24 protein-coding genes and 1 pseudogene are annotated in these 25,349 nt (G+C 61.8%); 16 read left to right on the top strand and 9 right to left on the bottom strand.

Going from position 1 to position 25,349, the window contains the following annotated elements:
• Positions 1 to 51 precede the first annotated feature (51 nt).
• The 3 genes from JOE66_RS16470 to JOE66_RS16460 are packed head-to-tail and all read right to left on the bottom strand — an operon-like array spanning position 52 to position 3,259.
• On the bottom strand, positions 52 to 1,566 hold the full coding sequence (locus tag JOE66_RS16470) for an FGGY family carbohydrate kinase (RefSeq protein ID WP_205111270.1): 1,515 nt from the start codon (positions 1,564 to 1,566) through the stop codon (positions 52 to 54).
• A gap of 32 nt (positions 1,567 to 1,598) precedes the next feature.
• On the bottom strand, positions 1,599 to 2,261 hold the full coding sequence (locus JOE66_RS16465) for a response regulator (RefSeq protein WP_205111268.1): 663 nt from the start codon (positions 2,259 to 2,261) through the stop codon (positions 1,599 to 1,601).
• Positions 2,258 to 3,259: a sensor histidine kinase gene (locus JOE66_RS16460; protein ID WP_205111266.1), complete on the bottom strand. Its 1,002-nt coding sequence runs from the start codon at positions 3,257 to 3,259 to the stop codon at positions 2,258 to 2,260. Before JOE66_RS16460 ends, JOE66_RS16465 begins: the two co-directional genes overlap by 4 nt.
• A gap of 251 nt (positions 3,260 to 3,510) precedes the next feature.
• Between JOE66_RS16460 and JOE66_RS16455 the strand changes: the two genes are divergently transcribed.
• From JOE66_RS16455 to JOE66_RS16395, 14 genes and pseudogenes are all read left to right on the top strand, one after another.
• Positions 3,511 to 4,764, top strand: coding sequence for an ABC transporter substrate-binding protein (locus JOE66_RS16455; RefSeq protein WP_205111263.1), 1,254 nt, complete (start codon positions 3,511 to 3,513; stop codon positions 4,762 to 4,764).
• A gap of 4 nt (positions 4,765 to 4,768) precedes the next feature.
• The gene (locus tag JOE66_RS16450; protein WP_205111261.1) at positions 4,769 to 5,629 is read left to right on the top strand and encodes a branched-chain amino acid ABC transporter permease; all 861 of its coding nucleotides are present in this window, start codon (positions 4,769 to 4,771) and stop codon (positions 5,627 to 5,629) included.
• 1 nt (position 5,630) lies between these two features.
• Positions 5,631 to 6,620 (top strand): branched-chain amino acid ABC transporter permease, encoded by a 990-nt coding sequence (locus tag JOE66_RS16445; RefSeq protein WP_205111260.1) that lies wholly within the window; start codon positions 5,631 to 5,633, stop codon positions 6,618 to 6,620.
• Positions 6,617 to 7,084 (top strand): annotated as a pseudogene (locus JOE66_RS16440) (ATP-binding cassette domain-containing protein); the annotation flags it as partial. The gene JOE66_RS16445 and the pseudogene JOE66_RS16440, both read left to right, overlap by 4 nt.
• An 18-nt stretch (positions 7,085 to 7,102) precedes the next feature.
• Complete coding sequence (locus tag JOE66_RS17895) at positions 7,103 to 7,318, top strand: ABC transporter ATP-binding protein C-terminal domain-containing protein (RefSeq protein WP_443741978.1); 216 nt, start codon at positions 7,103 to 7,105, stop codon at positions 7,316 to 7,318.
• 3 nt (positions 7,319 to 7,321) lie between these two features.
• Positions 7,322 to 8,023, top strand: coding sequence for an ABC transporter ATP-binding protein (locus JOE66_RS16435; protein WP_205111256.1), 702 nt, complete (start codon positions 7,322 to 7,324; stop codon positions 8,021 to 8,023).
• Between the two features lie 90 nt (positions 8,024 to 8,113).
• Positions 8,114 to 8,770, top strand: a complete 657-nt coding sequence (locus JOE66_RS16430) for an SGNH/GDSL hydrolase family protein (RefSeq protein WP_307827257.1) — start codon at positions 8,114 to 8,116, stop codon at positions 8,768 to 8,770.
• 418 nt (positions 8,771 to 9,188) lie between these two features.
• Complete coding sequence (locus JOE66_RS16425) at positions 9,189 to 10,121, top strand: alpha/beta fold hydrolase (protein ID WP_205111252.1); 933 nt, start codon at positions 9,189 to 9,191, stop codon at positions 10,119 to 10,121.
• Positions 10,122 to 10,435: 314 nt separating this feature from the next.
• On the top strand, positions 10,436 to 10,849 hold the full coding sequence (locus tag JOE66_RS16420; RefSeq protein WP_205111250.1) for a hypothetical protein: 414 nt from the start codon (positions 10,436 to 10,438) through the stop codon (positions 10,847 to 10,849).
• Between the two features lie 214 nt (positions 10,850 to 11,063).
• Complete coding sequence (locus JOE66_RS16415) at positions 11,064 to 12,116, top strand: sugar ABC transporter substrate-binding protein (RefSeq protein WP_205111248.1); 1,053 nt, start codon at positions 11,064 to 11,066, stop codon at positions 12,114 to 12,116.
• Positions 12,116 to 13,138, top strand: coding sequence for an ABC transporter permease (locus JOE66_RS16410; protein WP_205111246.1), 1,023 nt, complete (start codon positions 12,116 to 12,118; stop codon positions 13,136 to 13,138). Before JOE66_RS16415 ends, JOE66_RS16410 begins: the two co-directional genes overlap by 1 nt.
• Positions 13,135 to 14,703 carry a sugar ABC transporter ATP-binding protein gene (locus JOE66_RS17730; RefSeq protein ID WP_205111244.1) on the top strand — a complete coding sequence of 523 codons (1,569 nt, stop codon included), beginning with the start codon at positions 13,135 to 13,137 and terminating at the stop codon, positions 14,701 to 14,703. Before JOE66_RS16410 ends, JOE66_RS17730 begins: the two co-directional genes overlap by 4 nt.
• 212 nt (positions 14,704 to 14,915) lie before the next feature.
• Positions 14,916 to 15,425, top strand: coding sequence for a flavin reductase family protein (locus JOE66_RS16400; protein ID WP_205111242.1), 510 nt, complete (start codon positions 14,916 to 14,918; stop codon positions 15,423 to 15,425).
• Positions 15,426 to 15,556: 131 nt separating this feature from the next.
• Positions 15,557 to 16,480: a LysR family transcriptional regulator gene (locus JOE66_RS16395; RefSeq protein ID WP_205111240.1), complete on the top strand. Its 924-nt coding sequence runs from the start codon at positions 15,557 to 15,559 to the stop codon at positions 16,478 to 16,480.
• Between the two features lie 12 nt (positions 16,481 to 16,492).
• On the opposite strand, the gene JOE66_RS16390 is transcribed toward JOE66_RS16395, so the two are convergent.
• Entirely contained in the window at positions 16,493 to 17,506 is a 1,014-nt protein-coding gene (locus JOE66_RS16390) for an NADP-dependent oxidoreductase (protein WP_205111238.1), read from the bottom strand.
• Positions 17,507 to 17,772: 266 nt separating this feature from the next.
• Here JOE66_RS16390 and JOE66_RS16385 point away from each other — a divergent pair, with 266 nt between their 5' ends.
• Both JOE66_RS16385 and JOE66_RS16380 read left to right on the top strand, forming a co-directional pair.
• A complete protein-coding gene (locus tag JOE66_RS16385; protein ID WP_205111236.1) occupies positions 17,773 to 18,915 on the top strand; it encodes an LLM class flavin-dependent oxidoreductase in 1,143 nt (380 codons plus the stop codon).
• Positions 18,912 to 19,772, top strand: a complete 861-nt coding sequence (locus tag JOE66_RS16380; RefSeq protein WP_239518344.1) for an alpha/beta fold hydrolase — start codon at positions 18,912 to 18,914, stop codon at positions 19,770 to 19,772. Before JOE66_RS16385 ends, JOE66_RS16380 begins: the two co-directional genes overlap by 4 nt.
• Positions 19,773 to 19,790: 18 nt before the next feature.
• On the opposite strand, the gene JOE66_RS16375 is transcribed toward JOE66_RS16380, so the two are convergent.
• The 5 genes from JOE66_RS16375 to JOE66_RS16355 all read right to left on the bottom strand — a co-directional run bounded on the left by JOE66_RS16375 (position 19,791) and on the right by JOE66_RS16355 (position 25,179).
• Positions 19,791 to 20,426, bottom strand: coding sequence for a 3-oxoacid CoA-transferase subunit B (locus JOE66_RS16375; protein WP_205111234.1), 636 nt, complete (start codon positions 20,424 to 20,426; stop codon positions 19,791 to 19,793).
• A complete protein-coding gene (locus tag JOE66_RS16370; protein WP_205112148.1) occupies positions 20,423 to 21,163 on the bottom strand; it encodes a 3-oxoacid CoA-transferase subunit A in 741 nt (246 codons plus the stop codon). Before JOE66_RS16370 ends, JOE66_RS16375 begins: the two co-directional genes overlap by 4 nt.
• Positions 21,164 to 21,170: 7 nt before the next feature.
• Complete coding sequence (locus JOE66_RS16365; RefSeq protein WP_205111232.1) at positions 21,171 to 22,163, bottom strand: VOC family protein; 993 nt, start codon at positions 22,161 to 22,163, stop codon at positions 21,171 to 21,173.
• Positions 22,160 to 23,281: an LLM class flavin-dependent oxidoreductase gene (locus tag JOE66_RS16360; protein ID WP_205111230.1), complete on the bottom strand. Its 1,122-nt coding sequence runs from the start codon at positions 23,279 to 23,281 to the stop codon at positions 22,160 to 22,162. Before JOE66_RS16360 ends, JOE66_RS16365 begins: the two co-directional genes overlap by 4 nt.
• 122 nt (positions 23,282 to 23,403) lie before the next feature.
• Positions 23,404 to 25,179 carry an FAD-dependent monooxygenase gene (locus JOE66_RS16355; RefSeq protein ID WP_205111228.1) on the bottom strand — a complete coding sequence of 592 codons (1,776 nt, stop codon included), beginning with the start codon at positions 25,177 to 25,179 and terminating at the stop codon, positions 23,404 to 23,406.
• Positions 25,180 to 25,349: the final 170 nt, after the last annotated feature.

Below are 25,349 nucleotides of genomic sequence, written 5' to 3'. Positions count from 1 at the left end.
TCGTCGTTGAGCTCGGCAAATATAGTTTGTAAATAGTAACTATATCGTAACTCAGGTGTTCAGCGTCGAGGAGTACCCCATCGCGTCGACCCATTTCTGGTAGAGCTCATCTCGAGCATCGGTCGAGAGTCTGGGTTCGAAGACCTTGTCGAGACGCCAGTTGGCTTCGACTTCTGCCACTGAATCCCAGAAGCCCACTGCGAGCCCGGCAAGGTAGGCGGCACCGACGGCTGTCGTCTCGACAGTTCTCGGTCTCTCGACTGGGATGCCCAGGATGTCGGCTTGGAACTGCATGAGAAAATCGTTGCGGGCCCCCGCCCCATCAACCCTCAGCACCGCTGGACTGATGCCTGCACTGGTCTGAATTGCCTCGAGCGCGTCACGAGCCTGGAATGCTATTGCCTCAAGCGCCGCGCGAGCAATGTGCTGTCGTGTCGACTGGTGAGTGAGCCCCATCAGAAGACCGCCTGAATGACCGGGTTTGGCACGGGACGCCGCGGGTGAACGGCGATCCGTTGGCTGCTGGCCCAGCGAAGGAATGAAATGAAGTCCTCCTGAATCCGGGACCTGCAGGGCCAGCGACTCTGCTTCCCGCGCTTCGCCGATGATGCGCAGACCATCCCGGAGCCAATCCAGGACCGAACCGGCATCGTCTGTCATGTACTCGACGCCGTACGTGACGGTGCCGTTGGCGGACCACAGGACAGGGGAAAACGTTCCGTGGCTCGGTGGCTGGTAGTGATCGCCGACATTGAGCATGGTGAAATTCCCGGCGCCATACGTGTTCTTCGCCATGCCCGGGCGAATGCAGCCGACCCCGAACATCGAGGCCTGCTGATCCCCAGCGCACCCTGTGATCGGTATCTCGACGCCGAAGGTGTGCTCCGGTGCGGTGTAGGCCAGGGTCTCGCTAGAACTGCGCAGAGCGGGTAGAACACCGCGGGGTATGCCGAAGAAATCGATCGCCCTCTCGGAGTAGCTCAACGTCCGTGCGTCTTGGAGCATGGTCACCGACGCGTTCGAATGGTCGGAGACGTGGGACTTGCCTCCGGACAGGTTCCACATGAGCCAGGAATCGACGGTCCCGCAGATCAGTCGCCCATCGGCCATTCCGCGCTGCACGTTGCGGTCGTGACTCAGGAGCCACTCGATCTTCGGGCCTGCCGAATTGGTCAGCAGCAGCATGCCTGTTTCGTCTTCCAACCGGTCACGGTCGGAAGGGTCGACCTTCTCACAGAATTCGAGAGTTCTCCTGTCTTGCCAGCCGATCGCCCGGCCGGAGGGTTCGCCCGTGTGACGGTCCCACACCACGATGGTCTCTCGCTGATTGGCGATTCCTATCGACTCGATCTCGTCGGGCGAGACCCGCGCATCCTGGATGACCGCCCTAAGCGCGCTCCTGGTGGCCAGCCAGATCTCCGTCGCATCCTGTTCCACCCAACCGAGCTGTGGTGTGTAGCGTTTGATCGCGAGCTTGCGGACGGCAACGACCTCACCCGCGTCGTCGATGAGAATGACAGTGGTACCCGACGTACTTTGGTCTACGCCGATGATGTAGCGAGACATTGCTTGGTGTCCTCTTGCTCGGTGAAGGAATACTAACGGTCAGTGCCGTGCGTCAGCATCGCCCTCACCAACGACGCCACGTTGGGAACGTCCAGCTTGCGCATCGCCTCGCGACGTTGCTTTTCCACCGTCTTCGGGCTGGTTTGGAGTCTGGTCGCAATCTGTTTTGTCGACAGTCCATCCACGATCAGGTTGACGACACTCCGCTCCCTCGGCGAGAGCCGCTCGACCGGATCTGTTCGTGGCGAAGCCGCAGGCAGGAGGACAGCGGAGACTTCGGAAGACAGATAGATGTTTCCAGCCGCTGCGGCGAGCACGGCTGCGCACAGATCGGAGGTCACGGATTCCTTGAGCACGTAACCGATTGCGCCGGCACTCAACGCGGCTCGAACGATGTCGAGCTCACCGTGCACAGAAAGCACGACTATTGCGGGCGGAGATGAACGGTCTGCAGAAATCATGTTCGAAATGGCGTCGATGCCGGTCGAACTGGTGCTGGTGGACGGAACACGATCATCGAGCGGCATCGTCAAGTCGACGACGACGACATCCGGATGAAGCGAGGCGGCCAGCGCCGCGCATCCCGCTCCGCTTGAGGCTTCTCCCACCACGGTGATTCCGACCGCCGACGACAGAACGTCGCAGACACCTCTCCTCACGATCGGGTGATCGTCGGCGACCAGGACGGTGATCACGTGGCGCTTCGTTCGGTCATGACATTCACCGGTACAGAGCCGCTGAGCCGAGTGCCCCCGCCTGGCCGAGTGTCGACATGGCTGTCGCCTTCGAGCATCGAGAATCGTTCCCGCAGACCTGCTATTCCGATTCCGGCACTCGAAGACTCCTTGTCGAATCCTCGCCCATCGTCTTCTACTGCGATGTAGACCGAATCCGCGTCTGTTCCCAGCGTGACCCACACCGACTGAGCGGAGGCATGCTTGATGGCGTTGTTCAAGCCCTCCTGCAGCAATCTGTACAGGGCAGTCGCCTTCGCTCCATCCATAGCCGGAATCGCGTCTTCCGCGTCGAAGAGAATCTTCAGGCCACTCGATTGTGCTGTAGTCGCGCAATAGTCGGCCATCGCTTCAGGAAGGCTGGCATCACGAAGTGACGGCGGTCGAATCCGATAGAAGATTTGTCGCATCCGTCGCGTGAGCAGTTCAACCTGGGCTGTCGCATCGCGCACCGCGCGCGAGAGTTCCGGAGACGCTGGCGCGACGTCGTCGAGCGCACGCACCGTGAACAGCAGAGCGGTCATGCCCTGGCCGAGTTCGTCGTGAAGATTCTGAGAGATGGCTCGGCGCTCGTCTTCCTGAATGGTCAGAATCTTCAGGCGAAGCCGCTTCAGTTCCTCTTCAGCAGACACGACAGAATCGATGTCCCGATACACGACCGCTAGGGGCGACTCCCTGTTCTCAGGCTCGATTCGGTGAATCGATATCCGCGCCCAGCGACCTGAGACCCGCTCTACCAGCCGCGTGACTCCGCCGGCAGTGGCCACGTTCGCGAGCAGGAACCTGCGCTGGACCAGAGGTGCTGCTGCTTCTGAACTCCAGAAGTCAGCGGAAGCACCCGGAACTGCTGCGTGACCGGGCCAGATACGGAAGTGGTCGTTCACTTCGAGCACCTGACCGCTCGAGTCCACGATCACGACAGAGTCATCAAAGCCACTGGGTGGATTCCTGGTTTCCATCGATGAGTTCCTCGTGAATGGAAGCGCTGGAGAAGCTTCCTCGCTTCGGGTCCTGTTGCGCTGACGCCACAGCTCCGCATACAAACATAGCGCCCGGGAAGCCGGGAGTCGCCGGTTCGAGTGCTCCTTTGGAGTACGTGGGCATACGTGCATTGCCCCATCGCGGCCCCGGAACGCAAACCATATCGTTTCGGAAGAGGGTCGCCACCGCATCGAGGCCTGCCCCGACTTACGCACTCAAGGGAGAGGTTATGACGAAAAAACGATTGGTTCTGACGGCAGGAGCTGTTGTCGGATTACTACTGGGAGTTGCTGCTTGCGCAAGCAGCCCCGCCGGCGGCGACGGCGGCACCGTGAAGGTCGGTGCAATCCTGTCGCTCTCCGGGGTCAACTCCACGCTCGGGGCGCCAGAGCAGAAGTCGATCCAGATGGGGGTCGAGGCGCTGAATGCGCAGGGATTCCAGGTGGACGGAAAGACCTACAAACTCGAATTCGATTTCGCGGACGACAAGAGCGACTTCGCCACAACCGGGGTCGCGGCACTGCGCCAGATGGTCGAATCCGACAACCTGCCCATCGTGTCATTCGGCCTCGGATCAGGCGTCTACGGGCCGGCTCTGCTTCGCAACCCTGTTCCCGCCATCAACATTCTCGACAGTACGTATCCGAGCATCCTGACCTACAGTCCGGACATCTTCCTGATGCGAGGAGATTCGACCACCTACACAATCGGGTGCGTGGATTGGGCCTCCACTCAGCTGAACGCAAAGAGCCTCAGCGTCATCAATACAAGCGGCGAACCGTACGGGGAGGGCCTGAGTCAACTTGTCGAAAGCCAATCCAAAGCAGCCGGGCTCACTGTGACGGTCGCTGACGCCCCACTCGGCACGTCCGACTACGGTAACGCCATCGCCACTGCGCTCGCGTCGAAACCCGAAGTCGTGTACATCAGCAGCGTGACTGGCATCGTCCTGCCGATTCTCAAGCAGCTTCGTCAGGCTGGGTTCACCGGAGCCGTCATGCACAGTTCCGGAGTCACACCCGAGCAGGCGCAGACCATCCTGGGCGCCAACTTCAACGACATGATGGCAAACAATTACGACTGCGCAGGCACGACCCCGACCACGTCGTCCAATCCGGCGGCCGCTGCCTTCGGTAAGGCCTACCAGGCTCGCTACAACGAATACCCGCAGGACCTCACCATGTGGGCCTACGATCTTCCCTTCGTCATGGCGGCTGCCATGACGAAGGCTGGTTCGATCACCGATCGTGCAGCGATAACGCAGGCACTCGGCTCGATCGATGTGCCGTCGGCAACCGTCAGCGGATGGCTCCCTTCGGATTCAGGAACCATGTTCACTGACAGGGATGCGCGCACTCTCTCAGAGATCACGCAGTGGTGCCCGACATCCCAGTCCATCGCGACGGTGGAGGTCTTCGATGGGTTGGGTGCCAAGATCGGGTCGCCGAAGATAACGGCAGACGCCTGCACGTCGGAGAAATAAGACGATGGTCCAGACTCTCGCCAACGGGCTCTTCCTCGGCAGTCTCTTCGTGCTGGTCGCTCTTGGTCTGACCCTGGTGTACGGCGTGATGGGCGTACCGAACTTCGCGCAGGCTGGGGTGATGGTGCTCTCCGCCTACACCGCATGGGCGATCCAGACAGCTGGCGCTCCCTATGTCGTGGCGGTCATCGCTGCAGTGCTCATTGCAGGCGGGCTGTCGGTGCTGACCGAGGTGGGCGCCTACCGGTGGATCAGGGAGAAGCCGGCCGCCGCCCCGGCGATCGCCCTCGGGCTGTCACTTATTCTGCAGAACGTGGCTCTCGTGATCTGGGGAGGTGAAGGAAAGGCGCTCAACACTCCGTACTCGACCTGGGTCGTGCGCCTCGGCGACGTCAGCCTGTCCGGGGTGAAGGTCGTCGTGATCATTGTGATGCTCGTCGTCACGGCTGCTCTGACGGTCATTCTGAGCAAGACGTCGTTCGGCCGATCCATCCGGGCCGTTGCGCAAGACAGAGGAGCAGCGGTCATCCTCGGGCTGTCGGTCGGGCGGCAGATCACGATCGCCTTCTTCATCGCTGGCGTCATCAGCGGCCTGGCGGCTGTGGCCTTCGCGCCTACGTACCAGGTCTCGCCGTACATGGCCGACACGTTGCTGTTGAGCGGGTTCGTCGTCGTGATCATCGGAGGCCTGGGCAGTGTGCCCGGGGCCGTGATCGGGGGCCTTGGACTCGGAGTCATCCAGAGCTTTGGGGCGACGCTTGTGAGCGCTGCGTACGAGACGGCGTTCGGGTTCCTGCTCCTGGTGTTGGTGCTCGTCTTCCGGCCATCCGGGATTCGCTCGGTGAACGGACAGAGGGTTGGTTGACATGCTCGTGAAAGATGCCTCGACGGTGACCGCGACACCGAGTTCGCGCCGGGCACGCCTGCGGGAACGCTCCACCAGCACGATCGCCATCGTCATCGTCGGAGTTCTGGCGTACCTCGCGGTCACTTTGCTGCGCGGCGACCAGGGATTGGTGGCTGTGCTCGTCGTTGCGTGGGCGATCTCGCTCACAGGGCTGAACATCGTTCAGGGGCTGGGAGGCTACCCGAGCATTGCTCAGGGCGCATTCTTCGGAATCGGCGCATATGTCTCATCGATCCTGTTCAATGCAGGCTGGTCTTTCATCTCGGCAGCCGTCGTCGCCCTGGTGGCTACAACGGGTGTCGGATTCCTGGTGGCTGTCGTATTCAGTCGCACCCGTGGCCAGTACTTCTCGATCGGTACATTGTTCTTCGGCGCTGTGACTGCCCTCGTGTTCTCCAACGAAGCCCAGGTCACCGGCGGCCCAAATGGTCTGCCTGTCGGCCTGGGGCTTCCATTACGAACGCTTCTCATCACGATGGTCGTTTCGTTGGTCGCCGCACTGCTCATCTTCGACGCGATCTCCCGCTCGGCGGTCGGAAATCGGCTGAGATCGGTGCGTTCCGATGAAGATCTCGCCGAACACCTGGGCGTTCCCACGGCACGCACGAAGGCGATAGCAGTGATCCTGTCTGCCTTCTTCGGGGCGTGGGGCGGAATTCTCCTTGCCCAGTACAACGGTGTCGTCGCGCCGTCACAATTCACCTTCATGCAGGGGTTTCTGATGTTCGTGGCGATCGGCGTCGGGGGCTACGGTCGGCTGTTCACGCCGATCGTCGGCGCAGTCATCGTCGTCGGGTTCTCCCAGCTTCTGCATCTGCAGCCCGGTGTGAGTCAGATCGTCCTCGGTGTCGTGTTCATTCTGATCACTCTCCTGATGCCCGGTGGGATCATCGGTTCCCTTGAACTCGTGATGCGCCGTGTCCACTCTCGAAAGCTGGTCACCAAATGACAGTCCTACTCGAGGTGAAGGCCCTGTCGAAGGTCTTCGGTGGAGTCCACGCGGTCGACGGGGTCGACTTCTCGCTGGACCGCGGGAAGGTCCTGGGGCTGATCGGTCCGAATGGCTCGGGCAAGACAACCCTGCTCAACATGATCGCTGGCACTTCCCGGCCGTCCTCTGGTCATGTCTCGCTCGACGGCACCGACGTGACCGCCTTCACTGCTCATCGCAAGGTGCGTCGGGGAATCGCGCGCACGTTCCAGTCGACTCGACTGATGCGGGACTGGACCGTTCGCAGCACTTTGGAGCTCGCTTCGGGCGCGCGACGTGGACCGCGGACACCGGCCGAGATCGCCGAGCTCGTGGGAATCACTGACACGCTGGACAGGCTCACAGGATCCCTGCCCAGCGCGATCCAGCGGATGGTGATGGTCGCTTCGGCACTCGCCACCCACCCAGAGCTTCTGCTTCTCGATGAGCCGGCCGTCGGAATGGACATCGAAGAGGCAGATCGACTTCAGAGCGTCATCCGCGTTGCGAGTTCAGAACTCGGAACCACGGTCATCGTCGTCGAGCACAATATGCGGTTCCTGATGCCGTTGGCCGACAGCGTTCTCGTCATGGCGTCGGGCAAGGTCCTCTCGGAGGGTACACCGCAATACGTTCGCAATGACCCGGCAGTAGTCGCTGCCTATTTGGGAGACTGACCGATGGAACTTCTCACAATCACCGATCTGCGCGTGACCTACGGTGCCGTGACAGCAGTCCGGGGAGTCGAGCTGGGCGTCGCGTCCGGTGAGGTCACGGGAGTCTTGGGTGCCAACGGGGCAGGCAAGACCTCGCTCCTGATGGGCATCATGCATGCGGTGAGCCGCACCGGGAAGCTCGTTCTCGATGGCACAGACATCTCTTCGTCTGACACGAGGGATATTGTTCGATCGGGAATCGCACTCTGCCCACAGGATCGGCGGCTGTTCGCGAGCATGTCGATCGAAGACAACCTCCTGCTCGGTGCCGCCCAGGAAAAGCCGCGAGTTGCTCGTCAACGCCTCGCAGAAGTCTACGAGCGAACTCCCTGGCTGGGTCAGCGCAGCAGGGAACCCGCGGGTCGATTGAGTGGCGGCCAGCAGCAGTTGGTCGCGATCTCACGAGCCCTGATGTCCGAGCCCCGGCTCATCATGCTCGACGAGCCGTCGAGCGGCCTTTCTCCGGTCGCGGTCCACGAAGTGCGCGAGCTGCTGGAAGGCGTCGCACGGAGCGGGCTGACTGTTCTCCTCGTCGAACAGAACACGAGTCTGGTGCAGCATCTGTGTTCCTCTGTCTACGTCCTGGCAGAGGGGAGGGTCGTCGGGCACGACACCATCGCGAATCTCGTGGCCAGTGACCTTCTCTCTGACGCCTATCTGGGGTGACGAGCCAGGGCGCTGCCGAAGCGAGACTATTCCGTAATTCGTCGGCTATCCATGAGCATTCCGCGACAAAACCATCAGAAAGAGAGACCAGTGACAACGACCAAGAGAATTCTCTGCTTCGGCGATTCCCTCACCTGGGGGTGGATTCCCACCAATGAAGGAGCCCCGACATCGCGGTACCCCATCAACCAGCGCTGGACTGGCGCGATGCTCGATGATCTCGGCGACGGCTACGAGATAATCGAAGAAGGGTTGTCGTCCCGCACGACGAACGTCGACGACCCGGTGGACGGTCGTCTGAACGGCGCGCGCTACTTGCCCACGGCGCTTGCCAGCCACCTGCCACTCGATTTCGTCGTGCTGCTGCTTGGTACGAATGATACGAAACCCATCTACAACAGAACCGCCTATGAGATCGCCTACGGAATGGCAGAACTCGTCGGGCAGGTCCAGGGTTCGGGTGGCGGCGTCGGCACGCTCTACCCTGCGCCCCGCGTGGTGGTCGTCGCGCCCCCGCGCCTGGGCACGATACCCCACCCCTGGTTCGGTGAGATGTTCGCGGGCGCTCAAGCGAAGACCGAACAACTGCCTGCGCTGTATGCAGCACTGGCATCGTTCGCAGGTGTTGCCTGGCTCGATGCCGGGGCGCACATCTGCACTGATGGTGTCGACGGCATCCATCTCAGCGCTGAAAGCAACACCATTCTCGGCCGGGCCGTGGCGCAGAAGATACGAGAACTGATCTAGTCATTTCGTTCTCGGCCTGCTCCTCCGAGAGTCCATGAGCCGCTCATTCCGGAAGTCCACGTCTGGAATGAGCAAGAGGGGAGACGCGCGGCGGAACCCGCGTCTCCCCTCGATTCCCGATGCCCACCACGCATCTTCACCAGTAGAGAGGGCCCTGCCCGGCCATGCCAACCATCCAATCCCACTCCCTCGGCGGTACCTACGTTTCGGGCTGCCAACCAGCCATCGACCGGGGTACGTTTACAGGATGCTCGGAAGTGCCGACCGTCGGGGGGTACGTGACGATGCTCTCGCAGCCACTTGCTGTGGGTCGTTACACGGACCAGAGCCAACAGTGAGCCCGGCAGCGCACCAAAGGTGGTCGACGTCGACAATGGTGACCGTCGATGCTGTCGAACTGAAGTAAGGAGAAACGATAGTGGCTATCCGCGAGGTCGAGTTTGCATCGCACAACGGACGCGATGTGATCCAATCCTGGATCTATGAACCAGTTGTTCCGGCGCGCGCCATCGTGCATGTTGTGCACGGCCTCGGTGAGCATTCGCGCAGGTACCTGAGATTGATCGAGATCCTTCTCGACGCTGGATTCGTCGTGGCCGCAGACGACCACGCCGGTCATGGTCGCACCGCTGCCGTCTCGGGTGTGTGGGCTGATGCGGGCGAGGACGCGGAGGCCACAGTGGTGGCAGACGAACGGACGCTGCACGGTCTCGTTCGCGAACTGCACCCTGATCTTCCGTACGTCGTGTTCGGACATTCCTGGGGATCGATGATCGCTCGGGTGTTCGCCGCAAGCGTCGGCAGTGTGATCGACGGCCTGATCCTCGGCGGGATCGCGGCGCAGATCGAGAGCGTCGACAAGGTCGTCGATCGGCGCGCCCTGGCTGCCGAGCCAGATCCCATGGCGCCGGCACCGGGCTTCCTGCTCGAACAGGCCTTCCGTGGCTTCATCGATCGGTACCCTCAGGGTTCCGGTCCCCTTGACTGGGTGGCACTGAGCGCAGATGTCGTCCGCGACCATGCGGCCGACCCGTTCAACAACTTCGCTGTGCCGATGTCAGTACGCTTCCTGCGGGGGTTCATCGGAATCTATGACACAGCAAACTCCGACGACTGGTACGCGGCCGTCCGGAACGATCTGCCGGTCTTGATTCTCGCCGGAGACCAGGATCCGGTGGCGAACTATGGGGAGGGTGCGTACCACGTTGCCAATCGGCTTGTAGCCTCAGGCACGACCAATGTTCGCACACGCGTCTACTCCGGATTCCGTCACGAAGTCCACAACGAACCCGCGATTCGCGACGACGTGGCGGGCGAGATCGTTTCCTTTGTAAAGAGGGTGATCGGCTGATCGCGGCGTGGTTCCAACCTGATCATTCATCACCTCCCCGCGCCTTTCTGCTCTGCGCCTGACCGCGATCGCCCCGCGATGGGTGGATCGACCTTCGACGTTCATTATCGCCGCAGCTTCCGGTAGGTCGTGCACGAATATACGTATCGCACGCTATTGAAACGGTATCGGCAGCGCGTCTGTAATCTCGCGGGACGGTCCTAGGCTTCCGAGGTGTGAGGTACCTTCACTCTTTGGTTGCGCAGATTTGACTCTCCATGAGTCGCGAATCCAGGGGGAGGCGACCTCACCAAATGAAACATGGAGGAGACACAATGAATGACGAACGCGGCAAGTCACTGGCGACCGCTGAGGTCCTGATCGAGGCCATGAAGAGCCTCGAACCGACGATCATGGCGCCGCTTTTTGCGCCGGAATCGATCGTGTGGCACAACACAGACGGCATTGAACAGAATCGGGACGACTTCCTTGCCGGCCTCGGCACTCTTCGGGCAGCCTGCAACGCCGTAGGCTGCGCGGCCGAGATCGACGTGAAGGAATGCGAAACCATCACGAACGGATTTGTTCAAAGCTATCGATGGTTCTTCAGAACGCCCGGGCAGCCGACGGTGGAGATCCCGTGCGCAATGTGGGTCACGTTGAACGCCGAAGGCACGATCACCCGCTTCGAAGAGTACCTCGACAGCGTGGGTGCCAACGCGCTGAATGCGGTCTTGGCGGGCGTCTGACGCCTGCTTCACCTTCGGCCGCTTCGCGCATGTTTCGGTATCGCGTGATACGGAAGCGGTCGCGGCTGAGCGCACCGGCAGAATCGGGTGCTGGATAGATTGATCGACATCTCGGGCCCTGCCAAGGGCCCGTCAACTGGGACGCCAACAATGGCAGTCCCCCTGTAATCGCAAAGAAGCGACAGTCGCAAAGGTGCGACAGAGGGAGATTTCAATGAACAAACGTCTGGCACTGGTACTGGTGCCACTGCTGATTATCTTGACCGCATGTGCAACCACATCGACCGGGGGCTCGTCGAGTTCTCAGTCGAGTTCCAGCCCGTCAGCAGAGCTCACCAAGCTCCCTACGGGAACGATCGGTGTATTGCAGATCACCGCCGCCGCAGAAAGCGTCGTCCGGTCTGCCGCAACCATCGAAAAGGCGAACACAGCCGCGGGATGGAAAACCGTCGTGACAGACGGCAAAGGCACTCCAGCGGTGATGAGTCAGGCAATGACGGACTTCATCGCACGGGGAGTGGATGCCATCATCACGATCGCTGTCGACGCTCCACTCATCGCCCCACAGATCGAGCAGGCGAAGGCTGCCGGGATCCCCGTGGTGTCTGCTCCCTATGGCTCATCGGACCCGAATCACCTGTACACGGCGATCTTTGGTCCCAGCACGGACGGGTATATCCATTCGATGAGTGGCTACCTGATGAAGAAGTATCCTTCTGGCGCCAAATTCGTCGCGGTCGATGTACCTGCAGTCGCCACCGCCCATGAGTTCGTTGTGGGTGTTGCTGACGACCTGGTCGGCGCAAGCTTCGACTACCAGGGAGTCGCCGACGCTGACCCCGCAGACGTTGTCAATTCGTTCACTACCGCAACGTCGAACATTCTCCAGGCTCACCCCGACACCCAGATCATGCTGAGCTGCTGTGACTTCTCTCCGCCAATCCAGGAGCGCGTCCTGCAGTCGATGGGGCGTCAAGATGTGCTGTTGACAGGGCGCTTCGACAACTTGAGTTCGCTTGCGCTCTTCGAGACCAACAAGAATCTCGTGCTTGGCGCGGCCAACTCCGACCGGGGTGTTCTGGTCGCGCTCGATGCCATCTACGCCCACAAGGCGAACGGCACCGCCATCCCGACGGCGAACGACCAGTCCGTCTACACATTCACAGTCATCGACAGTTCCAATGCTCCCGCAACGGGAAAGTTCTACTTCGATCCCGATGAGCAGATCAACGAATTCGTCGCCAAGTGGACGAAAGACTATTCCTGATGACGGTGTCTGAACACGGGGTGAGTGCTGCCACCAGCGCTCACCCCGCACCCGGGCTGTCGTCGCAGCTGAACTCATCCGGAACGAAGATCCTTTCTGCGCTCGGCAGGTTCGTACTGCCGGGATCGCTCATCGCCATGATCGTGATCTTCTCGGTGATGACGTCGAATTTCTACAGTGTGGCGAACATCCAGAACATCCTCGATCAGACCGCTGTACCGTTGCTTCTGGCGTGCGGTGTGACCTTCGTGCTCTCTGTCGGGCAGTTCGACCTTGCTTTCACCGCGGTGCTCGGGCTCGCATCCGCTGCCGCGGTGACCCTGATGGCTAACCAGGGCGTCAACTGGGTGGTAGCTGCGCTCATCGTGATTCCCCTCGGCCTGATCGTCGGTGCGGTGGTTGGTCTCCTCGTGACCTACGGACGAGCGTCTTCGTTCATCATCACCCTTGCCGTCGGCTCGGCGCTCACCGGGTTGGAGCTCGCGATCACGGGCAATCAGACGATCTACCAGAACATCCCGCCCGGGTACGGGGCATTGACAAGCGGTACCTTCCTCGGACTTCATTGGCCGGTGTGGTTCGTGCTCGTCGTTGCGTTGCTCTGCTTTGTGGGTCTCCATGGCACCCGTTTCGGGCGACACGCACAGAGTATCGGGGGGAACGCTCAGGCTTCCAATCTGGCCGGTGTGCGAGTTCGCCGGATCACGATCATCTGTTTCATCATCTCGGCCCTGCTGGCATCGGTGGCGGCGGTGATACTCACGTCGCGGGCGAATTCCTATTATCCAAACATCGCTGGAAGCCTGATCCTCAGCACGTACACGGCAGTCTTCCTGGGAGCCACGTTCGGGCGAACTGCAGGCTTCACAATCGGTGGATCCGTGCTGGGGGTCCTGTGGATCATCGTCCTGCAGACCGGGTTGACTCTCAACGGCGCGCCAACGTGGTCTGCGAGCCTTATCCAGGGCGCGGTGCTGGCACTCGCTGTCATCATCGGTGCCAGAGCAAAGGCGCGCACGTGAGCGAGGAGTCACAGAATCACCCGACTGGAGGGGCCCCGTGGCTCAGCGTCAGGGGAGCGGCCAAGAGCTACGGCGGCGTGCGGGCTCTTCGGGGAGTCGACCTCGATCTCTCGAGCAATCAGGTCTACGGAATCATCGGCCCGAATGGCGCAGGCAAGTCGACTCTCATGAAGGTGCTCGGCGGGCTGGTCGTTCCGGACTCCGGAGAGATCGTCATCGAGGGCGTTCCTGTTTCCCTGCAGAATCCGAGCGTGGCGCTGAGTCACGGCCTCGTGCTCATGCCACAGGAAATGACGGTGGTTCCTGAGTTCACGGTGAGCCAGAACATCAACCTGGGAAACGAGCCGACGCGCTTCGGCATCCATTCGCGCAGCGCCAGTGCCGCGCGAGCACAGGAGGCGCTGACGAAAGTGGGCCTCGAGGTCGAGCTCTCCGTCTTGGCCTCGTCGCTCCAACCGGTGGAGAGGCGTCTGCTGATGCTCGCCAAGGCCCTCGCCCAGAACACACGCTTGCTCATCCTGGACGAACCCACTGCTGGATTACCGCCGGCGATGAGTCGGCAGGTCATCGACGCCGTTCTGAGACTCCGCAGTCACGGCTTGACGATCGTCTACGTATCGCATCATCTCTCGGAGGTCGCGGCGCTGAGCGATCACGTCGTGTGTATCAGGGAGGGTGCCGTCTCCATGCGCCTGAGCGGTCAGGAGATCAGCAAGGACACGCTGATCCAGGCTATCCTCGGGAAACCCACTGAGCCAGTACTCGGCCGTTCTGTCGTCAGCCCGGCGGGCGGTTCGATTGGCTCCCGTTCTGTTGCACGGTCGAGATCTGGCGCGGGTGGAGGTGACGTGGGTGCCCGTGACGATCTCACTCTGAGTAACATCTCTGGAGACCGGCTCAGGGAGGTGAACTTCACCGCGCGCAACGGCGAAGTCACCGGCATCACTGGATTGCTCGGTTCGGGGGTTTCGGAGCTCGTCGCAGTCATCAGCGGTTCCACCAGGCCGCTTGCTGGGCGGATCAGGCTCGGGGCTTCGGAGGTTGTGCTCCGAAGCCCCGCTGACGCACTTTCGCACGGGATCGGGACCGTGACCGGCGACCGTTCACGGTCTGCGATGCTGTCGCGCACGATTCGAGAGAACGTCAGCGTCACCGCCCTACGCAGATGGTTTGGTAGGACAGGCATCATCCGGCGACCGGTGGAGCGGAGTCGCGTCGCCGACGCACTAGCCTCGTTGTCGGTGATCGGGGACGCGGAGCGACCGCTCACCGCTTTGTCGGGCGGTAACCAGCAGAGAGTTCTTGTGAGCCGTCTGCTCGCCGCAGACCTTCGTGTCATGGTCTTCGACGACCCCACCGTCGGAGTGGACATAGCATCTCGGGCGGAGTTGTGGCGGGAACTTCAGGCGTTGGCAAGCGGTCGCGTCATACTCGTGGCAAGCGCGGAGGCAGAGGAACTGATCGGGGTGTGCGACCGGGTGATCTGCATTCACAATGGTGAGGTCTCGCAGGTTCTCGAGGGCGACGCAATCACGGAACACGCCCTTGCGCGGGCGACGTCCTGAGTGCGACGCCTGGGCGACAGTTTCGTGAGGGGTGATTCTGAATTCGATGCACCAGTGATTGCATTTTCCTGCCTAGGCAGACCGGCGGGCCTGTGTCACGCTGGCCTGAGCGCAATGAGTCGGCGATCACCGTCGGCTTTGCCTTCCGCATGGTGGCGGATTCTTCCGCCGAAGACGCCGAGGAGATTGTAATGACGCCGACTCTGTCGAGAATGACTGCACTCACAGATGACCCGATGCTGGTTCGTAAGACATTTGCCCATTTTCCCTCGGGTGTCTCCTTTCTCTCTGCTGAGAGGGATGACCACAAGCACGCCCTCGTGGCGTCGTCTTTCATGGTGGGTGTCTCCCTCGAACCGTGTTTGGTGGCCTTCGCGGTGCAGAAGAGTTCGGAGACCTGGCCTCTCCTGAGAGACGCGGAGCGTATCGGGGTGTCAGTCGCAGGCGAAGGTCAGGCTGATCTGACGCGGAAGCTCGCTGGCAGGGATCGGGCACGTCGGTTCGAAGAGGTGAGTCACTCCGTTGAAGAGTCCGGTGCGGTCTTCATCGACGGAGCTGCACTGTGGTTGGAGTGCTCGGTCTACAGCGAATCCGACGCTGGCGACCACTGGCTGGTGCTGCTTGAGGTGCGAGATCTCGGCATGAACGACATCGAGCCCTTGGTATGGCACGGCTCGCGATTTCGAGGATTGGCGCTCGAAAGTTCGGTCGACGTCGAATAGTCACGAGAAGTCGTCGTACCGACTTCGAGGCCCAAAATTCCGGGGCTGTTACACTTTGTTCACTGGTTCTGGCTCGATGATGAGGCGATCGCAATGATGCGATCGGGCGAATCTGGCGAAGGGAAGTTTCGATGGATCTACGCCAGCTGCGCTATGTTGTCACCGTCGCCCAGGAGGGCGGGTTCAGGCCTGCAGCGCGGGAGTTGCATATCGCCCAGCCCCCGCTCTCGACCGCGATCCGGCATCTGGAGATCGAGTTGGGTACGAAACTCTTCGAGCGCAGCAAACGGGGGGTTGTCCCGACGACCGCGGGTTGGGAGCTGGTCGTCCGTGCGCGAGAGATCCTCGCTCAGGTCGATGGTGCCCGCGATGCGGTGCGGCAGGGAGGCAGTGCTCGCAAACCGATCATCAGGGTCGCGGTTCTGAATGGGGAGTTGGCCGGCGGTGAACTCACGGCGCCCATCATGGCCGCGCTTCGTGCGCGGTTCGACGGCGCAGAGATCGTCTTGCATGAGACGACGTTCGTCGACCAGGTCGACGAGTTGAGGAACGGAAAGGTCGATTTTGCTTTCGTTCGGCCACCGATCGTGAGTTCAGATCTCACCATCGTTCCTATCGCCCAGGAGCCTCGATGTCTGGTGGTCGGAGTGAATCATCCACTGGCCGAAGCGGAGAGCGTGAGTATCGACGAAACCCTCAAGTTGCCGATGCTCGGACTGTCGGCACCACCCAGCTGGGCGCAGATGTGGCAGCTTGACGACCTCCGCGGTGGCCCGCTGATCGATGACACGATGGGGCCTGCCCGCACCGTATCGGGCGCTCAGCTCGCTTTGGCCTCCGGACACCCCGCAATCACGATGACCAAATCCACCATGCGATTCTCTCCGTCGCCGCTGGTGACGTCGGTGAACGTCGAAGGCCTCACCCCCTCGGTATTCGCGGTGGCCTATCGCAAATCAGACACTCGCCGAATGACGCGGGTCGCCCTCGACGTCATCGCGGTGGCCGCGGCAGAGAACATCCATCTGGTCATGGATGGCGAGTTGCTCTCATAACTGGCGAACCCGTCACAAGCGGATGATCGTCTTTCCGAGGTTGATTCCCTCGTATAGCCCTCGTATCGACCCTGGCGCACTCTCGAGCCCGTCGAGCACGTGCTCGTGGTAGCGGAGATCACCACGCTCGACCATCGGAACCAGCTTCTGCACAACGCCGTCGACCTCGTCGGCATGGTCCTGTATGAGAAACCCTTCCATGCGGGCTGTTCGTGTCAGCAGGTGCCTAGCGACCCGTGGGCCATCTGGCCACGGATCCCACGAGGAGATCGCAGCGGTTCCGCACACAACGACGCGGGCTCGGTGGGCGAGGTGCGTCATGACAGCATCACTTATCGTGCCGCTCGTATTGTCGAAATAGACATCGGTTCCCTGGGCAAGGACGTCGGCCAGCTCCCGCTCGAAATCGTCACTGTGGTAATTCAAGGCCACATCGAAGCCGTAGTGACTCTCGCATACCTCGACCTTGTGGGCACTTCCCGTGATGCCCACGGTGCGGCAACCGGTGAGTCGCGCCAGCTGGCCTACTGCTGAGCCCACAGCGCCTGCCGCAGTGGAGACGACCACCAGATCACCCCGTTGCGGCTGCCCCACACCGAAGAGTCCAAGCCATGCAGTGGCCCCGTTGGTGCCGAGGATGCCCAGCGCGAGTGACGGCGGGAGCGATCGGGTATGCGCATCACTCAGCCGGCGCACCGCGAAGTCATCGACGATCGCGTAGTCCTGCCAGCCCAGTCTTCCCACCACGACATCGCCGACAGTGAGTCGCGTGCTCTCACTCTGGATCACCGTTCCGACGGCCGAAGCGCGCATGACCCCTCCCAGGGCGACGGGTTCCGCGTAGTTGCTCTCGGCGCTCACCCATCCACGCATCGCGGGATCCACCGACAGGTAGCGGTTCTGTACCAGCACCTGGCCCTCCGCCGGCTCACCGATCAGTGTCTCGAGGATGGTGAAATTGTCAGAGTGGGGTATTCCCGCTGGGCGTTCGATCAGAATCACCTGGCGGTTGCGCCGTTGTGCCATCAAGCTCTCCTTCTGCCGTGAGGCAGGGCAGGGGCGTCGATGCCTGGCTCCTGTCGATTATGAGGCACGTGCTGAAAGGCCGTCCAATACCCGTCAGCGATCACGGGATACCAGCGTGATCTCACTTGGCGATACGCCCGGAATTGCGTGGCGATACGTGATTGGCACCTAGTACGCACGGTCGTTGCCGTGTCAACCTGATCGCGGGCGCCGACCGCATAAGCGATGGGCGATACCAACGACGACAAGACTCGATGGAGAGGCATATGAAACTCGGACTCTTTCTCATGACCGGCCACCTTCCGGAGCAATCGCAGTCACGCGGTGGCTACAAGCGGGGTTTCGAGTGGGACCTCACAATGATCAAGGAGGCAGACCGACTCGGCTATTCAGAAGCCTGGGTCGGTGAGCACTTCACCAATCTGTGGGAGCCGTTGCCCTCGCCCGACCTGTTGATTCAGGCGGCCATCCGCGAGACCACGAATATCGTGCTCGCTGCAGGCGCTCACATTCCCGGTTTCCACCACCCCGCGGAACTCGCCGCGCGTATCTCGTACCAGGATCAGCTCCTCGAAGGCCGCTACATGGTCGGTATCGGCTCTGGTGGCACCCCGACAGACGCGCAGATGTTCGGCATCGACATGGCCGCAGGAGACCACCGTCGTATGGCGAGCGAGGGACTCGAGATCATGCGGAAGTACTGGACCGAGGAAGGCCCGTGGCGTTTCGAGGGAGAATTCTGGACGTGCAGCAAGGTCGCTTCGGATTCATTTCCGGCGGTACCCGGCACGCTCGGAGACCACCTCAAGCCCTACCAGCACCCGCACCCGCCGTTGGCCTCTGCCGGTCTGAGCGCTAACTCAGCGACGCTCAAATGGGCCGGTGAAGAGGGATTGCTGCCCATTTCACTGGCGATGAATACGCGTTTCATGGCCGGCCAGTGGGACACCTATGCTGCGGCGGCCGAGAGCCGAGGGCGCGTGCCGAACCGCAGCGACTGGAGGATCGCTCGCGAGGTGGTGGTGGCCGACACCGACGAGGAAGCCCTTGATCTCGCGCGCAGCGGGTACTTTGGGCAGTTCAACAATGGATTCCTTCTTCCTATCTTCAAGTTCCTAGGGTATGGAGAGAACTGGAAGCACGATGCATCGGTGCAGGATGCAGATCTCGACCTGGAGTACTTGCTCGAACACCAGTTCCTTGTCGGATCGGTCGAGACCGTCACCGAGAAGTTGATCGACATGCAGACGCAGACCGGGGGATTCGGCACGCTGCTGATGGAAGGAGTCGACTACGAGAGCCAAAAGGATGAGTGGTTCCACTCCATGCAGCTGATGGCCGAAGAGGTTGTTCCTGCGGTCAACGCGGCGCTCGGCGAACGGGTGCCCGCCTCGGCTGTCTCGGCATGATCGGGATGATCGGCACCTCTGAAACCGAGAGCGAACGTCTGATCTCCGTATCCTCGGGCAACATCCACTATCACGATGTCGGCAGTGGCCCCGCTGTCGTGCTTCTGCACGGCAGCGGGCCCGGGGCGACTGCCTGGAGCAACTTCGGAGCCAACATCGCCGCGCTCTCCGCTCGATTCCGCGTCGTGGCGATCGACATGCCGGGCTGGGGCCAATCCCACCCCGCTCGAGTGCGAGAACGCGATCACGTCGCGACCCTGATTGAAGTGCTCGACGCTCTGGAGATCGAGAGAACGGCAGTCGTCGGCAATTCGATGGGGGCAGTGACGTCCCTGGCATTTGCGGCACGCCATCCCGATCGGGTCACCCACGTGGTGACGATGGGTGCCGCCATGGTCGGTCAGCGCATGATGTTCAGTGCCGGAGACGGTCCATCAGAGGGTCTGAAGGTGCTCTTCGCGGCCTACCGTGACCCGTCGCCCGAGAACATGAAGCGCCTCGTCGACGTGATGACCTTCGATTCGAGCGGCGCGTCGGACGAGGTGGCCCGCGAGCGATCGAGGAACGCGCTGAGGTTTGCAACCCATCGGGAGAATTTCGTCGCCGACCTGGCTGAAGGCCTGCCCATCGTCAGTAAGCCGGCATCGTATGAAGAAATAGCGTCGATATCGGTGCCGGTCCTGCTCATTCACGGCAGAGACGATCGTGTGCTCAGCATGGAGAATTCGTTGCGCCTCGTGTCGGTCATCCAGGATTCTCGACTCGTCGTCATCAACAGGTGCGGTCACTGGGCCCAGCTTGAACATGCGGCAGAGTTCAACCGAATCGTCACATCCTTCATCGCGCACGACGAATAAGGAGTAGAACAGAACGACTCAGTCGAGGAGCTGGAGGCCGATCAGGGCCTCCAGCTCCTTCGTCGTGGCACCGAAGGTCTGCCGTACCCGGAGACCGCCATCAGTGACATCGAAGACCCCGTAGTCGGTGTACACCCTGCTCACGCACGCAGCGGCTGTCAGTGGATAGGAACATGCCGAGACCAGCTTCGACGCCCCCGTCTTGGTGAAGAGATCGGTCAGAACATAGACGCGCTTGGCGCCGCGGGCGAGGTCCATGGCTCCTCCGACGGCAGGAACGCTGTCAACTTCACCCGTCGACCAGTTCGCAAGGTCGCCGTGCTCGGAGACTTGGAAGGCACCAAGAACGCACAGATCGATGTGGCCGCCTCGCATCATCGCGAATGAATCGGCGTGGTGGAAAAACGAGGAACCGGGGCGTTCGGTCACCGGTTGTTTGCCCGCGTTCACCAGGTCCGGATCGATGCGATCAGGTGTGGGAGCTGGCCCCATGCCGAGGAGACCGTTCTCTGTGTGCAGAATGATCTCGAGGTCGGCGGGGATGTAGTCGGCGACGAGCGTCGGGGCTCCAATGCCGAGATTCACTACCGAACCCTCAGGGATGTCTCTCGCGATCAGTGCGGCAAGCTGCTCGCGGCTGGCGGGCCCCTTCATCGCCGGACCGAATCGTCGAGCGGGCGACCGGTGGCGTCGCTGCCGCCAACAAATACTCCGGCAGCCAACCATGCGCGTTCGCCCACCGGTACGACGTGATCGACATAGATTCCCGGTGTCACCACGGCCTCAGGATCGAGATCGCCCAGATCGAGGCAGGAGTCGACCTGGGCGATCGTCGTCGTCGCGGCGGTGGCCATGATCGGCCCGAAGTTGCGGCCAGTCTTGCGGTAGACCAGATTGCCGTGCCGGTCGCCGTGCAAGGCGCTGATGAGCGCTGCGTCGGCATGGATGGAGAACTCGAGAACATGTTCGCGGCCGTCGATGGTGCGGTGCTCTTTGCCCACCGCCAGAGCCGTGCCCACACCTGTGGGAGTGAAGAAGGCGCCGATCCCAGCGCCGGCGGCGCGAATTCTCTCGGCCAGGTTGCCTTGCGGAACGAGCTCGAGCTCGATTTTCCCCGCGCAGTAGAGCCTGTCGAAGACCCACGAGTCGCTCTGGCGCGGAAACGAACAGACCACCTTGCGCACCCTCCCGGCAGCGAGAAGAGCGGCGATCCCCGTGTCGCCGCTCCCCGCATTGTTACTGACGATGGTGAGCTCGCCGGCCCCATGCGCGACAAGGGCATCGATGAGTTCGACCGGTTGGCCCGCACGGCCGAAGCCGCTGATCATCACTGTCGCGCCATCGCCAATTCCTGCGACAGCCTCTCGGATGTCGCAGGTCACTTTCGAGATCACGGCATCAGACGGCGACTCGATCGCTGAACAGGGTGAACTCGCGATTCAGTGGCGAGCCGTACCAGATCAGGGACTTGTCGACATCTTTCTCCGTCCAGGTGAGCGGCTTCCAGGCTGGATCGAAGATCAGGTAACCCACATCGCCGAAGAGCTCAACGCGGTTTCCACCCGGCTCGAACACGTAGAGGAACTGAGCCTGGGTAGCACCGTGCTTGCCAGGTCCGATATCGATAGTGAGGCCGTAGTCAGTGAACATGTCTGCGGCGTCGAGCAGGTGCTGGGGAAATCCGTACCAGAAGGCGAGGTGGTGCAGCCCACCATTCCCGCCTGCCGACCGACCCGTGCGGTCGGCGAGGTTGGCGATTTCGTGCACGAGCGGGCTCACGCTCATCCATGCAGCGGCCTCGCGCTGCTGCACGACGATGTTCTCGCGCAGCCTGAACCCGAGGTTGTCCTGAAGGAATTCGCGGTTCGCTGTGACATCGTCGACGAGATGGTTGACGTGGTCGAGCCGACGAACCGGAACGCCTTTGAGCGGTCGTTTCTGGGGGCGACTGAGCAGGCGTGAACGCTCCGACTCGGGAGCCTCGTAGTAGTCGACCTCCCAGAGCATGGAGTGAGTGTGCCCCGACGGCGAAACGAAGTCCGCTGCGGGCCCCTGCCCCAGATCTCCGTCACGCCACGACACGGCTACCCCGTTGGCTTCCAGCGCCGAGCTCCGGCGCCCGAGGGCCTGAGGCGAGCTCGTGCGCCAGGTTGTGCGCCCGATGCCCGGCTCGTTGCGATAGGTGACCTTGAGGGAGTGGTGGTAGTAATCCTCGTACGCGCGCAGGTACACCGAATCACCGTCTCGACCTGACTCAGACATCCCCAAGAGCTCGGTGAAGAACCAGAGCGTCTCGTCGACTTTCGGCGAGAAGATCTCGACGCTGGCGAGCTGGGCGACATCGAAATTCGGTTCGACATAGGTCTCGTCGATCGGGAAAGGAACACTCATCGGTTCTCCGTCTCTGCGTTGACAGCAGGAAGAACCTCGTTCGCGAGAAGCTCGAGAGAGTGGAACCAGGCATCTTTGCGATCTTCGTAATCCATTGCCTCCACAAGCAGGGTGCCGAAGCCACCGGACTCCTTCTGCATCTGGATCAGCTTCCTGGTCACCGTCTCGACGGAGCCGACGACGAAGAGGTTCTCGATGAGGTACTCCAGCGTCAGGTCGTCATCGGTGACGGAGTCGTCGTGCTTCCAGTTGTTCGCGAACCCACCGAGGTTCTTGAACACAGGCAGTAGCTGCTCTGCGTAGAAGCGGCCATAGAAGCCGTTCCGCACGTTCTCGAGGGCCTCCTCATCGGTATCGGCCACGAAGACTTCGCGCGCGATGCGCCAGTCGTTACGATTCGCGGTCCGGCCCGTCTTCGCGGCGCCTCTCTCCACCGTCTCCCAGTGCCCAGCCATGAACCGGTTGTTCATGTTCAACGAGATCGGGATGAATCCCATCTCGCCCGCCCATTCGAGTGACGGGGAATTGGGGCTGAGGCCCGAGACCGCTATCGGCGGATGCGGACTCTGGTACGGGCGGAGGTGGTCGCCCAGCGTGCCGGGCACGATGGGGAAGGCATCGGCGGCGACCTTCTCGCACGTCCAGTACTTTCCTTCGTGGCGCCACGGGCCCGGCTCTGTCCAGTACTTGAGAATGACCTCGACCGCTTCGCGGTTCATGTCGCGGTGTTCGCCCGCCGCCATGTCGATATTGAACATCGTGAGGTCAGAGGGAACCGATCCTGCGCCGAAACCAACCAGGTAACGACCTTCGAGCAGCTGGTCCTGATACGAGATGCGCGCTGCGAGCTCAGCGGGGTGATGGAACGGCGGAAGGAAGGTGCCGGCACCGAGTTTGATGTTCTTGGTCTCGCGTGCGGCGGTCTGAAGAACCAGATCCGGCGACGGAACGGGCTCCCATTTGTGGGTGTAATGCTCGCCGTACCAGATCTCCTCGAACCCGAGTTCGTCGGCGTGCTTGATGACCGAGATGTCCCAGTCGAACATCCGCTTGTATCCGCCGATTTCTTGTGTTCGCTCCGGCGGGTGGGCCGGGGCGAAGAACATGCCGATTTTCACGTAATCTCCTTTGATTGGCACGCCATGACGGCGTGTGGATCGTGCGTCGAGCGCGCAATAATGCTCGCAGCGGCGCCTCAGCCCGACTAGTGGTCGAGTGGGTATCGCCCGATACGGATTGCCTATCTGCCGGCGGGCACGGGCTCGGTGACAGCCATGCAGAGAACGTCGTTCAGTGCTCGGGTCAGCACGTCAGCGGCATCGTCCGCGAAGTTTCCGGCACGCCATCCGACATGACGGTCGGGGCGTACCAGGACGCAACCGGTATCGGCGATCTCGCGTCGGTCGGCCCATTCGCCATAGAGGTCTTGCAGCCCGCCGGGTTCGCCGATCACATGGACATCGATGCCCACGCCTGTCGCCGCGGATACGGCCGCCGCGGCCGCTCGCCAACCCTCGCCACCCAGCCCCGTGATGAGAGCAAAACGCGCTCCGTCAACCAGGTCGAGGGTGGACAGTTCGCTTGTGCCGAGCCCCACGCGGGCATGCGGTAGGCGCGCACCGGGGCGTGTGGTTGGCCGGTAGTAGAGCACAGTGTCGTAGTCGGGATGTGGCTCTTCAGGAACGTCGTCGACGAGGGCGCCGACCGAGTAGCGATATCCCAATTCGATACCGTGCGCGTTGAATTGATGGTTCGTGCGACGCACCGCCGCACGGAGAAGATCCCGACGGTGTTCACCCGCCGCTCCCGGGGTGCTCAACTCGTCGAGCAACCGTCGGCCCTCCTCCGTGGATTGCCCTGGCTCGTAGCCGAGCGCGTCTGCCACTGCGGCAAACTCGCCACGGCTCGCGAGAGCCCGCGCCACACCTGCTGCTCCGATGGGTTGGCGTTCTGTGGAATAGCTCTCCAAAAGCTCGGGGCCCGCCTGGTCTTTGACGACGAGGGCCAGCTTCCAGGCCAGGTTGAATGCGTCCGCGACGGACATGTTGAGTCCGAGACCGTTCGCCGGCGGGTGACGATGTACGGCGTCTCCCATGCAGAAGACGCGGCCCGCGGAGTAGTGCGGAGCAACCAGGGCGTTGACGACCCAGGGCGATGTGCCCAGAATCTCGATGTCGACGCCGTCCTCCCCGATGACCGCGCGGATGCGTCTCTTGAGTTCGTCGTCATCGAACGAAGTGGGGTCTTCGTTCTCGGGATCGTAGTTGATGACGAGCACAAATTCCGTGAAGGGGCGGTGGCAGATCAGCGTGCCCAGACGCCCCGTAGGCAGCGGCCCGGGCGCGAGGTTCCAGGCGAGCACACCCGGGCGGTGCGCCAGGTACGGGGCGAGGTCGGCTCGGAACCAGATATTGAAAGCGTTCGCAATCGCGGTCTTTCCCTCAACCACCAGGCCAGCCAGAGGAAGTACGCGACCTGCTGCGCCGTCGGCCCCGACTACGAATTGGGAGCGCACCAGCAGCGACTCACCCGTGTCCCTGTCGATCACCGTACTGGTCACACCTGTGTCGTCCTGTTCGAACGATACGAGTTCGTGGCGCATCCTCACATCGCAACCAGTCTCCAGCAGCGCATCCAGGAGCAGGGGCTCGAAGACGGTCTGCGGGCAGTTCACCATCTGGCTCGGGCTTGCGGCGGCATAGTCACCCGACCGTTCGATTCCCGTTCCCCAGGCTTCGAGGCGAGCCACTTCGGGGTCAGCCAATGTCGTGATCCAGAGGTTGTTGCGCATGAGCTCAGAGGGAGTGGCAACCTCGCGGAGGCCTTCCTCGAGTCCGAGGTGTCGCATGATTTCAACGGTGCGCTGGTTGACGATGTGTGCTCGAGGCGTGTGTGCTGTTCCGCCGTACTTCTCGACGAGGAGGCACTCGACTCCGTATTGGCGCAGCGACAGTGCGGTCGTCAGGCCCGCCGGCCCAGCGCCGACGATCAGTACAGGGACATCGATCTGTTGCATGAACTTGCTCCTTGACGTCTTTGCGCCGTGATTCGGCGCCGGCTTTCGTGGCCGAACGGTGTCGGTGTGCCCACGATGCCGACCTCACCGTTCATGCCATCGCAAGCAAGGCTCCCACAGCGGATTTTGGCTCGGTAGTGAGCAAATCCGAATCACGACTGCACGCTCCT

The organism is Subtercola frigoramans, from assembly GCF_016907385.1.
Classification (GTDB): Bacteria; Actinomycetota; Actinomycetes; order Actinomycetales; family Microbacteriaceae; genus Subtercola; species Subtercola frigoramans.
Note: the sequence above shows the minus strand (reverse complement) of the source record. Positions and strands in the feature narration are given on the sequence as shown.